The sequence below is a fragment of the Lysinibacillus parviboronicapiens genome (assembly GCF_003049605.2).
In the GTDB taxonomy this organism is placed as follows: domain Bacteria; phylum Bacillota; class Bacilli; order Bacillales_A; family Planococcaceae; genus Lysinibacillus; species Lysinibacillus parviboronicapiens.
Map to the genome: position 1 here is coordinate 2,512,291 of NZ_CP073713.1, position 12,912 is coordinate 2,525,202.

At 35.6% G+C, this 12,912-nt stretch carries 9 protein-coding genes and 1 pseudogene; 1 reads left to right on the forward strand and 9 read right to left on the reverse strand.

Annotation, left to right across the window (positions count from 1 at the left end):
* The first annotated feature begins 399 nt into the window (after positions 1-399).
* Entirely contained in the window at positions 400-675 is a 276-nt protein-coding gene (locus tag C9J31_RS11970) for a YqhV family protein (RefSeq protein WP_054611762.1), read from the forward strand.
* A gap of 656 nt (positions 676-1,331) precedes the next feature.
* On the opposite strand, the gene C9J31_RS11975 is transcribed toward C9J31_RS11970, so the two are convergent.
* From C9J31_RS11975 to C9J31_RS12015, 9 genes and pseudogenes are all read right to left on the reverse strand, one after another.
* Positions 1,332-3,488, reverse strand: coding sequence for an ATP-dependent helicase (locus C9J31_RS11975; RefSeq protein WP_107950490.1), 2,157 nt, complete (start codon positions 3,486-3,488; stop codon positions 1,332-1,334).
* A gap of 478 nt (positions 3,489-3,966) precedes the next feature.
* Positions 3,967-4,707 (reverse strand): SDR family NAD(P)-dependent oxidoreductase, encoded by a 741-nt coding sequence (locus tag C9J31_RS11980; RefSeq protein WP_054768424.1) that lies wholly within the window; start codon positions 4,705-4,707, stop codon positions 3,967-3,969.
* A gap of 477 nt (positions 4,708-5,184) precedes the next feature.
* A complete protein-coding gene (locus C9J31_RS11985; protein WP_107950489.1) occupies positions 5,185-6,540 on the reverse strand; it encodes an NAD(P)-binding domain-containing protein in 1,356 nt (451 codons plus the stop codon).
* A gap of 430 nt (positions 6,541-6,970) precedes the next feature.
* Entirely contained in the window at positions 6,971-7,387 is a 417-nt protein-coding gene (arsC, locus tag C9J31_RS11995) for an arsenate reductase (thioredoxin) (protein ID WP_107950488.1), read from the reverse strand.
* Between the two features lie 8 nt (positions 7,388-7,395).
* Positions 7,396-8,454: an ACR3 family arsenite efflux transporter gene (gene arsB / locus C9J31_RS12000; protein ID WP_107950487.1), complete on the reverse strand. Its 1,059-nt coding sequence runs from the start codon at positions 8,452-8,454 to the stop codon at positions 7,396-7,398.
* Positions 8,447-8,773 carry an ArsR/SmtB family transcription factor gene (locus C9J31_RS12005; protein WP_107950486.1) on the reverse strand — a complete coding sequence of 109 codons (327 nt, stop codon included), beginning with the start codon at positions 8,771-8,773 and terminating at the stop codon, positions 8,447-8,449. Before C9J31_RS12005 ends, arsB begins: the two co-directional genes overlap by 8 nt.
* A gap of 275 nt (positions 8,774-9,048) precedes the next feature.
* Positions 9,049-9,315 (reverse strand): annotated as a pseudogene (locus C9J31_RS23675) (MarR family winged helix-turn-helix transcriptional regulator); the annotation flags it as partial.
* A gap of 579 nt (positions 9,316-9,894) precedes the next feature.
* Positions 9,895-10,917 carry an NAD(P)/FAD-dependent oxidoreductase gene (locus C9J31_RS12010; protein ID WP_107950485.1) on the reverse strand — a complete coding sequence of 341 codons (1,023 nt, stop codon included), beginning with the start codon at positions 10,915-10,917 and terminating at the stop codon, positions 9,895-9,897.
* 591 nt (positions 10,918-11,508) lie between these two features.
* Positions 11,509-11,898 (reverse strand): hypothetical protein, encoded by a 390-nt coding sequence (locus C9J31_RS12015; RefSeq protein ID WP_054767747.1) that lies wholly within the window; start codon positions 11,896-11,898, stop codon positions 11,509-11,511.
* Positions 11,899-12,912 lie beyond the last annotated feature (1,014 nt).

Below are 12,912 nucleotides of genomic sequence, written 5' to 3' on the forward strand. Positions count from 1 at the left end.
AATTGATCAAAAAAGCTAAGAATTGCTAATCGAATTTATTATATACTCAAGTTCCGAAATATAATTTCCTTTTGGGTAAAGTGTATAGTATTCTTTGTCACTATTGAAAAATGGATAGTTCTCCTTATATTTTGGAAAATGTGAGATGTTTGTATTTTTCAATTCTTCGGATTTTATTATATGCACCTATACTATTTCCTTTTAAAAACAGAGAATAATAAATTCTTTGAACTTTTATCTAGAAAATCACTTATTAAATTAACACTAGAAAGCATAATATAACAAGAATATTTGATACGAATCATACATATATTGATTTTAATATTTCATTCTAACAGAAGTCTATAATTATCCTAAGGTGGATTTATAAAATATGCGAAAATTATCTATAAAGATAGGATGATGACAATTATTGAAAAATCGGTTCTGGCTATGGTTATTTTACGTGTATTGTCTGGAAGTATTGAAGTAAGTGCTGGATTGTTGATGCTAAAGTTGAATAATTTAGAAAAAGCATTCTATATTAATACAATGCTTGCATTGGTTGGTCCAACAGTTTTAATCGTTACGACAGCAATTGCATTATTTGGACTAGCTGATAAAATTCCTGTGACGAGAATCATTTGCCTATTTACGGGAATTACACTTATTATTATTAGCTCACATGTTAAGTAATATGGACATTCCATTCTTAATCCTTGTTAAACTCTTTATTACAAACTTCACATTTATAAGCCATCCTTTCTAAACAATATCTTTGATTATTCTTCCTAATAATGTTCATTAGTTTGCTATAGCGTGTGACGACGCTGTGTTTTTAATGTATAAGTAACCTCTACCTGCACAATTATATTGAGTGTATCACACGCACTTATTCGGTTGTGGCGTTGGTTGACCGTCACATCCTCCCTCATTCAGGGTCACCTTAACGCAGTGACCCTTTTATAATTTCTATTCTCAGATTGTTTAGTAACATTACATTGCATCAGGTAGTTTTCTACTTGAATAAAGAATGAATCTATAAAGCAATTTCTTTCGGCTTAACATCGACCAACAACATTTTTCGACCTCCACCATATTGGTAAATAAGTTTTTCTATCTTTGTTTTTGTCAGTGTACTCTTCATCTTGCTCAGTCCCAAAATCCCCTTAAATTATTTCAGATAAGAAAAATTATTGATTGCCATTAAATTACTTCTATGATACAACCCTTGACCATTACCTTTATACATAATTCTTCTAGCGCTTCTAATGATTTATATTATGTAAACTAAAACAATTATTTAGCAAGGACAAGAACAGCGTATTCGAAAAAATCTCGAATACGCTGCATTAGTCTTCCATCGTTTCTAAATAGCCTTGCTGTAAACATGTATCCGTCAGAAACTGCTTACTCCCCATAGCAAATGACAATTCAATCGTGCTACTCGTAATGGCTAATATTTCCCCTTCTCCAAAAATCACATGCTTTACTTTTGAGCCAACGATTAACGCTGACTCGGTTGTAATCGTCCGTTCATTACGGTATTGCTTCAGTGATTTCCATTGACTTTTTGGTGCTTTTTTTGGTAATTCCTGCGGAGCAATGATTTGTTTTAACGTCTTCATGAAAATCGATGGCACCACACTTGTTTTAAAGCGCTTACTATACGAAATTAATTCTAAATGGCGAATCGCACGCGTGATACCGACATAAAAGAGTCGTGTTTCTTCCTCAATTTCTTGTTCCACCTCACTAGGTAAAATCCCCTCAATCAAGTCAATCAAATACACACGGTCAAATTCCAAGCCTTTTGAACTGTGTAATGTTGTCAGTGTAATCGCATTCAATTCATGTTTCATCTGAGACGAACGTGCTAAATTTTCAAGCTGCTTCAAACGACCCGCAAATTCGGTCATCGTCGGCGTATAACGAGCAATTAAACCAAGTACATCCACAATATCTAGTAAATTTTCATAATTAAAACCGAGTTTTTCACTCATTTTCTTTAAGGTACGCTCATAACCAAAGTCATAACGGATATGCTCTAGCATGGCTGTTGGCGTCGTTTTATCAAATTGAATACTATCATACGTTTTACGAATCCGTTTAATATATTCAGGCTGATAATCCTTTAACTCAACATGCTCTAACAACTGTGTGAATACACAGCCATCTTCCGGCACTTTTTGTAGCGCCTTCAATTGCGTTGGTGTAATATAGGCATTCATTTTTCTGTAAACTTTTTCAAATACCGTGATATTTTTTGTGTTGTACGCTAGACGCATGAAGTTCATAATATCCTCCAAGACCCAATGCGTGAAAAAGCGAATCGTCGAATCTTTCATATAGAAAGGCAAACCTGCTCTGTCAAACGCGTCCATAAGCGGAATGGCTGACGTATTATTTCGATATAAAATAGCCGTTGAGCCGCGCTTAGACAGATTTTCCAAATGGTCCACTAAATATTTGGCCTGTAAATTGTAATTCTCTAGGATTTTAAACGAGATTGGCTCTGTTGCAGGATTTTCCGTAAACATTTGTTTGTTAAAACGCTTTTTATTTCGCTGAATGAATAGATTGGCTGGCTCTACAATCGTTGCAGATGAACGATAGTTTTGCGTCATAAGTAAAACATGCGCCTCCGGATATATTTTTCGGAAATTCAACAAATAATCTGGCTCTGCACCGCGCCAACTATAAATGGCCTGATCCTCATCGGCAACGACACATAAATTTTGGTGGACTGCGACGAGCTTCGCGATGATTGCATGTTGAACGGGCGATGTGTCCTGACTTTCATCCGTTAAGTAATAATCGCAACGGCGTTGGTATTGCGCCAGCACCTCTCGATTTTTCGTAAAAATATCATTCGCCATTAAAAGCATATCGTCAAAATCAATTAACAAACGGTCACTACCTGTGCGTTTATATTCCTCATAACGTTGTAAAATCTCGACTTTTCTTGGCACCTTTACTTGTGCAATTGCCCATTCCTGTTCTGGCAGCATTTTATTTTTGATAAACGTTATGTACGTCAGTAGCTCGTCTAACTGATCTTCGGTAATTTTTGTGCCATTTAATTGTTCAAATATCTCGCGAAGCACTCGTTTTTTTGAAACAACACCAGGCTTGTCCGATTCTTCAATGATGCCGTACGAAATGCCCTGGCGTTCAAGTGTCTGCCGCACAACATGAAATGCTAAACTATGAATCGTCGAAAAATCAACCGGAGGCAAATGCGGGAAAAACTTTGCAAAACGTCCCTTCATATCACCGGCCGATGCCTTACTAAACGTGACAGCCTTTATGCGAGAAGGATTCACACCAAGCACCTCAATCATATAGCCAATACGCATAATAATCGTCGTCGTTTTTCCTGAACCGGGTGATGCCAATAGTAACAGCGGCCCTGTCGTCTGCAACACCGCCTGCGTCTGCACTTCATTTAGACGAACGCCAAGTGAACGCTCCTTTTCCTCAAAAAATGCTTTTTGCGCTCCATTCATATCAATTGCTCCGTTCTAAAAAATCTATACTTCATTATACCAAATGATGAGGATTCATCCGAGGAAAGACGCACAATATTGAAGCAAAGAAAGAGTAAAAGTAAGCGTCAAATAGTGGCCACCTGTTGTTGAGGGGGTTGTAACATCCAAAGTGCCACTAATATTTCATGTCGTATGAATAAAGCAGCTATACAATAAAGACAATTAAATGTCCCTTTACGTGCAAATACGCAGATGTTAATACTTGGAAATTATAGCACCTGCATTTGAAGGTCCAATCATAACACTTTGTACTATACAGGTATTGGCAAGAGCTACTATGTGAAGCTTGCACCTTAAATGTACGCCGTAAAATAAAAGGACCATTTTCAATAGTCTGCATCGACATAAAGTTAACAATAATGAGATGGAGCTAAAATATGAAGAGGAGGTAGAAAATACGGATAATCACCTGCATTTTCTACATCCCATAGTTATATTATATCGCTGTGTAACCGCCATCTACTAACAATGTAGCGCCTGTCATAAATTCATTCTCACAGACAAATACACAAGCATGTGCGATTTCGTCGGGCTGACCGAGTCGACCAATTGGATGACGTGCTACTAAGCCTTCATAAAAATCACCAAGCGCCTCTTTATTGACCATACCTGATTCTACATAACCTGGGCATATTGCGTTTGTGCGAATATTTCTGGGAGCATATTCAGCGGCAAGTGATTTTGTTAAAATATTGACAGCCCCTTTAGAAGCATTATAAGCAAATGCCCCAGCTTCCCCAACTGTACCTAGAATAGAGGCGATATTTACAATAACGCCACCGCCTTGCTTTAAAAATTGCTGAATTGCATATTTACTTCCATAAAATACGCTATCTTGGTTGACTTGGATTACTTTATGATAATCTTCATACGACAACTCATGTGTAGAACCAAGTGCTCCAATGCCAGCATTGTTAACGATAATATCAAGTTTACCAAATGTCTCTACTGCAAATTGAACAAGTGATTTCACTTCATCTTCATGCGCGACGTTTGCTTTAAAGAATGCAACAGCATGTCCGTCTGCCTTTAAAGTTTCTGTATGTGCAATGCCTGCCTCTTCGTTAATATCTGATATAACAACCTTAACTCCTTTTGCAACAAATGCCTTCGTAGTGGCTAAACCAATTCCTGATGAAGCCCCTGTTACAACTGCTACTTTTCCATCTAAGTTCATCATTAAGTTAATTCCCCCTTCATTTGATTGACTACATTATAATTGATTGATGCAAAAAGGGTCACTGAGTTGAAAGTGACCCTAATAATAAAATAAATGTGGGAAGATGTGGCGGTCAACCAACGCCACAACCTAAATTAAGTGCGTGCGATACACTCAATATTAATGTGTGCAAATTTAGGTTACCTAATACATAAAAAAGCCGTAGCATCATCACACCCTATAGCTCGAAAAATTGTAAGTGGGATAGCGTTATGCAATAACAACTTGGTGTTTTTTATAAAACATATACTATAGCACGAAATAAACGATTACGAGCTTTCTACTTTTACACTGGATTTATGCCATGTTAACACAAAACACCACTTTACTATCTATTTAAATCCTTCTGTTCCGTTTCACGAATAATTAGTGTGTCCTCCCATTTCCCTCTTAGTATTTTAAAAGGACTGCTAGCTTTCGCTAACAGTCAAATTTTTAACAACATGAATTTGATTGATTGGCAAGATTCATACCGCATACACCTGTTTCAGGTAATTCCAATTCCACACGTTTCGAAGCTTCATTATCACCTGATAAATAAGCTGTTATTGAACGGACTTGTTCATAACCTGTTGCCATTAAAAATGTTGGTGCGCGTCCATAGCTTTTGGCACCGACAATATAGAAGTCCTTTTCTGGTTGTCTTAGTATTTCTTCCCCATGTGCTCTTACTGTGCCGCAACTATGCTCATTAGGGTCAATTAGAGGAGCTAGTGCTTGCACACTTTCTGTTGTTGCATCAATGGCAAGGCGTAGTTCGCTGATCATCGTAAAATCTGGTCGATTACCTGCGTTGACAATAAGCTCTTCAAATCCTGTTAATACTTTTGGTTCCCCGTTTAAAGTGCCTACAATTTTGATATTCTCATCTTTCTTCAACTGTGAGATATAGAAAGGTGTTATTACCTCAACCTTACCTGTATCGACTAATTCGCGAATACTTACACCGAGTGCGCCACGTGCTGCCAATGCATCTTTTTCTTCGCCACCATAGGCTTCTTCTACAGATCTTTTACGCATAATCCATACTAGCTTTGTTAAAGGATTTTCTTTTTGTAATTCCGCAAGTGACAGTAAGGTATTGATAGCTGAATGGCCACCACCAATAACAGCAATCTTCTTATTGGCATATCTCTTAGTATTCGAATTTATATCTGGAATACCATACTCAATGTGATCGGCTAATGCTAATTCATTTTTCAGCCATACACCTGTAGAATTTGCCGGGTTTGGATTCCCCCGTGTACCCGTCGCATCAATAACAGCTCTCGCCTCCATGATACGGATATCATTCTCTTGTTCAACATAAATATTAAAGGACTGTTCTACTCGATTTTTTGTCTTCATCTTATCATTAAATTGTCGTGAAATCCCTACTACTTTTGCGTTCAATTGAATGTTAGGCTTTATTTGTACTAGCTCAGACAAAGGTTTTAAATATAGATCAATTAATTCATTTCCTGTCGGTAACGTATCTAAATTAGGTTCTACCCAACCGGAGGCATCTAATAAAGCTTTGGCAGCTTTATTGATGTTATATCGCCATGGTGAAAATAATGTAACATGCCCCCAACTACGAATATTGTGTGCTATCTCGCGCCCAGCCTCTAGTAAAATAAATGCTTGCTTTTGTTCCACTAAATGAGCAGCTGCAGCTAATCCAATTGGACCTGCGCCAATTATTACTATCGGTAGATTCTTATCGGAATTATTAACAGTCTCCTGTACTTCAATATCCTTAGCAGTAGTACAACAAGATCCATTTTGTTTGATTATTTTTAGTGTTTTCATCATTAACTTCTCCTCTTTCATTCTTTATATAAGCATTCTCTTATATAAAATGTATTTTTAACGTCTAGCAGTTAGCTAGACGTTAATTTAAGCTTTGCGGGTGTAATTAACACACTTCAATTTCACACATTGTTTTATCAATTTCTTTTATAGCCTTTTCGAATTGTAAACATGTAGAGGTGTCGTAGCCCTTCCTTTAGAAATCAAAAGCAAACTCTTTAGCCTCTGTTAATGTGTATTCTCTACTATTCATTATTAACTTTAAATAAGCAATAAAATAATCTTTAGTTAATACGCTAGCATGAGTAACTGTCATTTTTTAATCCTCCATTCAACGGATTGAATAAATACTTAGACAGACAGTATATTCAAGTTCTCTGGTTAGCAAAGTTTCGGAGAGTATCCTACCAATATATAAATCTTTTTCAATTTATTTTAGCTCCACAGCTACAAATTGCTCAATGCGTTTACCAATAGCATCACGTACATTTTGGAATACAGTCCATTTTTCTTCATCTGTACCTGTTGCTTTCGCTGGATCTTCAAATCCCCAATGCTCACGACGAACGTGAGGAGGTGTCATTGGGCATTTATCAGCGGCATCCCCACATAGGGTGACAACTAATGTTGCATTGTTTAATGTCTCAAAATCAATTAAATTTGATGTATGATTTGAAATATCCACCCCTACCTCCGCCATCGCTTTAATGGCATTCGGATTTACCCCGTGTGCTTCAATACCAGCACTTTTAACTGTCCAATTGGGTAGTAGCTTTTTTGCCCATCCTTCAGCCATCTGACTACGGCATGAGTTCCCTGTACATAAGAAATAAAGTGTATTTGTCATAATACTCCTTATAATTTAATAGTTTTATAGTATTTTTTCTGCCAACGTAAGGCAACCCATACAAGTCCTATGAGAACAGGTACTTCTACCAGCGGACCAATAACAGCGGCGAATGCCACGCCACTATGAAGCCCAAATACGCCAACTGCCACAGCAATCGCTAACTCAAAGTTGTTACTTGCAGCTGTAAAAGAAAGGGCTGCTGTGACAGGATAAGATGCGCCAGCTTTACGTGAAGAGAAGAATGAAACAGCAAACATGACGACAAAGTAAATAAATAAAGGAATAGCAATTCGTACTACATCGAGTGGTAGTTCAACTAATTGCTCACCTTTTAAGGCAAACATCATCACAATCGTGAACAGCAGTGCAATTAGAGTCAGTGGTGAAATCTTCGGTAAGAACTTTTCCTCATACCACTGTTTTCCTTTTGTTTTAATCCCTATCCATCGTGTGAGGAACCCTGCGGCAAATGGTATACCTAAGTAAATAAGTACGCTCTTTGTAATCTCCCACATGGAAATGGATACATGGAAATTCTCTAAACCAAACCAACCAGGTAATACATTTAAGAAAAAGTAAGCAAAAATTGAATACGTCACGATTTGAAAGATGGAGTTAAAGGCAACTAAACCAGCTACATATTCACGGTCTCCACGTGCTAAATCATTCCATACAATGACCATTGCAATACAGCGAGCTAAACCAATCATAATCAGTCCAGCCATATATTCAGGATAATCATGCAGAAAGATGATGGCTAAAAAGAACATTAAGAACGGTCCAAGTAACCAGTTTTGAAAAAGTGATAGTAAAAGCACTTTCCAATCCTTAAACACTCGCCACATTTCTTCATACTTTACTTTCGCTAATGGCGGGTACATCATGACAATTAACCCTATAGCAATCGGTATAGATGTTGTGCCAATAGACAGGGACTCTAATGCTTCACCAATATTGGGCATAGTGATACTTAATAAAACACCTATCCCCATCGCAACAAATATCCAAAGGGTTAGGTAACGATCTAGAAAAGAAAGCTGTTTCGCTAAAGACTCATTACTCACTATCATTCTCCTCCACATGGCAACAATCTGTGCCACAGTTGCACCCGTTTAAAGGCTGAATTTGTTCTAAAATACCCTTCATCAGTGGCGTTTGATCCTCTACTAAACGGTAATGTTTCCAAGTTCCAACTTTACGTTCCGTAATAATGCCTGCCTCCTTTAATTTTCGTAGATGCTGACTAACTGCTGGTTGTGATATGCCAAGAACATCCACAAAATCACATACACATACCTCCCCATTTTTCATACATGCAAGTAATTTAACGCGATTCAAATCAGCTGCTGCTTTTAATTGTTTTTCAATTAGTGTGTTTTCCATTTATCTGCACTCCTTTATATAATCATTTGCTTATATATAATTTTAAATAAAATCACCTCGTTAAAGAAAAGTTATTTTATTAGTATATAACTATATTCTTATATTATGATTTTATGTTTTGAATTGCAACAGATATTTACCAATTTGAAAATTTCTTTTTATAAAGCCGTTAAACCATTCACCATATTCAAGATTTGTTTATCTTTATTAGCCTCTTTATCATATTACTAAAAAATTATGATTTAGTTATACCCCATTAATATTTCTTTAACCCATTATGATGATGGTTTACAACTAAAGCTTGATTTAGCCGTAGCTTTGTTTAAGAGTTCAATTGAACGTGAAACAGTTTCTTTTTCGAACTCATTCAAGTGCGAAAAAACCTCATTTAAATAATTGTTTATCATTTGATCAATTGTAGTAGCGACAAAACCCTCCACAGTTAATGATTAAATGTACACTCTTTTATCTGATGTTAGGGGTGTTTTTTTGACAAGATTCATCTTAATAAGAATTTGAATATGTCTATTAAATGTAGCTACTTGTCATTCCACTAAACTACGCCTTTAGTTTAAGTAGAAAAGGGCTCTGCTCCTTATTGAAATAAAGCCCCCGCTAATCTAATTAGTAATTCCATTTATAAAGGATTGCAATTATTTCAAGTGGCACGAATAAAGTCAATCCTAATCCTTCAAATCCGTCTTGTGTTATGTCTCTATAAATGAATGAACCAGCATAGTAAATATGGGCGTAAAAAATTAAGTACATGCCCCATATCACAAAATTAGTGTCCAACAACGTTTAAAAGTAAGAATGAAAGCCATTATAAAAAAATTATAAGCAATGCGGATAAAAAGTTATAAATGGAGCACGCTCCTTTAATTCTTTTTTACCTGCCCCGTTTGTTGAATAGCAACAATCTATAAGAAAACAGTCAAATGACTCACTTCTTTTTCAACAGCATTAGTTAATATTACAAAAATAGTTTTGAACAACTTTTGCTCATATATTAATCCTGATTTGAAAACAAATCTAACAGCATGTTTTGAAAAAAGATTGATCAAAACATGCTCTTAGCTACATTTCTTATAGTAACCCCGTCTTACAAAAACATTAAAGTATTATTCATTTACTGGGTTAAATCGAGATAGTCTACAACCTTCTAGTTCTTCTAACGGCACATTATCTACGATTTCCTTCGCAACCAATCGACTAATAACAGGAGATAATGTGATTGCGGCATGCATAACTGCTAAATAGAGTCCTTTTATTTGATCATGAAAACCAACAATAGGGTAGCCGTCTTTAGGCATTGGTCGCTTCCCTACTTGAATACTATCTAGCTCAAGATATTCTCCTTTTTTTAAATCATTTCGAAGGGTATCAAAAGCTCTTCTTCCAACCTCTTCTGGTCCGTTTTCTCCATGGTCATCCAAATAATCTTCAGCAGCAATTATAGTAGTATCAGATAGTTGTCTTGCCTCAAATCTTGAATTAGAAATTAATGTGTGAATAAGCTTTTTTGGAGATTTCATACGAATAATAATAGAAGGTGATGACTCAACAGGAATATCAAGACTAAGAGGCTTACAAAGCTCAGGTATAGCTGTACCAGTTGCCAATACAATGACATCTGATTCTATAAATCCTTTTGATGTATGTACGCCAACAACTTTAGCGTCCTCCTTTTTAATTTTTGTTACTTTTGTGTCGAACAATATATTTACCCCATTTTCTTGCGCTTTCTTTACTAAAAGATTCGTTAGAATATTAGGGTCTACCGCGCCTTCTTTAAAAGCATATAGAGCTTCCTTTGGATATTCTTTTAAATGAGGTTCCAAGTCCGATACTTGCTGGCGAGTTATTTTTTCTATATAAGATTTATGGCTGTTTACAGGAATTCCCCATGAAAGGGAGCCGTTCCAATCTACCTTTAATTCTGGGATCTCTTTTTCCAATACATGATATTCTGCTAATGACCCGTCATACAAATGTTGAAAGTTATCTGGAACACGCCCTGATGGATTAATCCAAGCAAAGGAATTTGATGTTACACCACATCCTGCTTTTGAATGGCTCTCAACTAAAGTGACATCCTGATTTTCCTTTGATAGATTATAAGCAATAGATGCACCAACAATTATTACCTTTGCTTTTTAGTCATTACTTTCCCTCCTTGTTCTATTTGTATAATTTATAGTATACGTAATACCACATCACAAATTGTGAGAATAAAGTGTAAAGCTGATTTAGCTTATACACCACCTTATTTAAGGTTTACTATTAAATAAACTTGAAAACGATTCAACAGAATTGAAGTAAATAAACAGAAAACTAATTTGCTGAGTTGGTGTAAAATGATATTAAAGTAATTAATCTTTAACCTTAAACAATTATACCCCTTGCTAAAATTAGGCGGGATATGAAATGGGCCTAGAAGCTTAAGTTTTGTATTCTTTAATTCTGCTCCTACATTAAACTGATTCTGATGTAAGCCTTCCTTGGAACCGTTACTTTGAACAAATTGACACTGGTTCCATACGATTAATTATAAAAGATGTTAAGTGCTAATAAATTTTTAATTTTTATCCATTTAAATTAGCTCAAAATTTGTAATATAATATTACTTTGTCAAGAAATAATAAAGTCTTCGAAGTGTTAAACATGCATAAATACCCTCAAAATAAAAAACAAGCAGCCAATAAAATTGATTGCTTGTTTTTGTACCCTTACATTTAGTTAATGAAATTTTGAGGAATACATTCACGAACACCAGAATTTCTCAATGAGTTAAATAATGCTGCACTGATCCTTAATATAACATTAGTATCAGTTCCATTTTCTAAATCATAGATGACAAAATATGAATTATCCACTGTGAAAATACATTTTCGTTCTAATTCAAATCCAGGTGGTACAGTTGGAAGTCTAAAAACTGGTACAACCACAGGTGTATCGCCTTCATCTCTGATAAAATTGAAAGTTTGTTGGTCAATCTCATAGATATTAACGGGATCAATTTCCACACCTTTATCTGGAACTGTAATTTCATCTTCAACTAATAGGAAAAAGCGTTCGTTTCGAAAATTGAAAAGACTTCTCGAGCCAATTTCAAATGATGCCATTTTATATTCACCTCCTCTCCTATAAATATGTTATTCGTATCGAATACAATTGTTTGGACAATAAGGAAGGTAGAGTGAAGAATAATTAAAAATAATCATTCATAGTAGTTGTTCCAGCATGACTGCTAAAGAAGCAAACGTTGAATACATGGAAGTTGTTTAATGTTGATTGTAAGAAGATCATCCTCAAAATAGATATTCATAAAGTTGTTTAAAATTGGACTATAAAGCCCTTATAATTCAAGGTTCACCCTTTCTGTAAAGGAGCTTATCTTAGCTAACATGGACATCATGAGGCATAATGAAAACGAAATTTTGTTGCAAATGTGGTCACAACGATAAGGGAAGAAATTATTATAAAAATACAAGAAGTGTCTTATTTAACTGAAACACCTGTTTTTTAGTGGGCGTAACTATAAAATGTTAAATTAAAAGCCTACCTCCTAGTTCTATGGAGGTGGCTATTTTTCTATAAGCATGTAAACAACGGAGTTTTAATAAAGGTTTTTGCTCCTAACGAGGCTTGGTAGCTGTAAAAAAGGAGGCTAAATTTTATTATTTCACTAATTTGTCATGTTAGTTTAAGTCCATGTCTCACAATCTTTATTGCTATGTGAATACAATAAAATTCATCTCACCTTTAAGAAATATACAGAGGTGAGATGATTTTAATCAAACTTTATTACGTCCTTGATAAATACTTCTTTCCCACCGCCAAAAGTCACGGCTTACGCCTGGGTCTTCCGAAAAAAACACATGATAACTTACATTGACACGACAGTTTAATACAAGGAATTTCGAAGTATAATGCACATAAAACCAATCACTAATGAAAGGATGCCTACAAATAAAATATATTTTATTCCAAATTGTGCGATGATAACGCCTGCAATACTAGCGCCAATAGTGGTACCTAAGTTTACAGAAGTCAGAATAAGCCATTTGTAAAATCAGGTCTTTCGGAATGGACGACATAATCCAATATTGATTGATATTCGCACCAATCCCTCCTAA

What these genes read in the sequence shown, in the direction of transcription:
- C9J31_RS11975 (WP_107950490.1), bottom strand. Translation starts at nt 3,488, where the DNA reads ATGAATGGAGCGCAAAAAGCATTTTTTGAGGAAAAGGAGCGTTCACTT.
- C9J31_RS11980 (WP_054768424.1), bottom strand. Translation starts at nt 4,707, where the DNA reads ATGAACTTAGATGGAAAAGTAGCAGTTGTAACAGGGGCTTCATCAGGA.
- C9J31_RS12015 (WP_054767747.1), bottom strand. Translation starts at nt 11,898, where the DNA reads ATGGCATCATTTGAAATTGGCTCGAGAAGTCTTTTCAATTTTCGAAAC.
- C9J31_RS12005 (WP_107950486.1), bottom strand. Translation starts at nt 8,773, where the DNA reads ATGGAAAACACACTAATTGAAAAACAATTAAAAGCAGCAGCTGATTTG.
- arsC (WP_107950488.1), bottom strand. Translation starts at nt 7,387, where the DNA reads ATGACAAATACACTTTATTTCTTATGTACAGGGAACTCATGCCGTAGT.
- C9J31_RS11985 (WP_107950489.1), bottom strand. Translation starts at nt 6,540, where the DNA reads ATGAAAACACTAAAAATAATCAAACAAAATGGATCTTGTTGTACTACT.
- C9J31_RS11970 (WP_054611762.1), top strand. Translation starts at nt 400, where the DNA reads ATGATGACAATTATTGAAAAATCGGTTCTGGCTATGGTTATTTTACGT.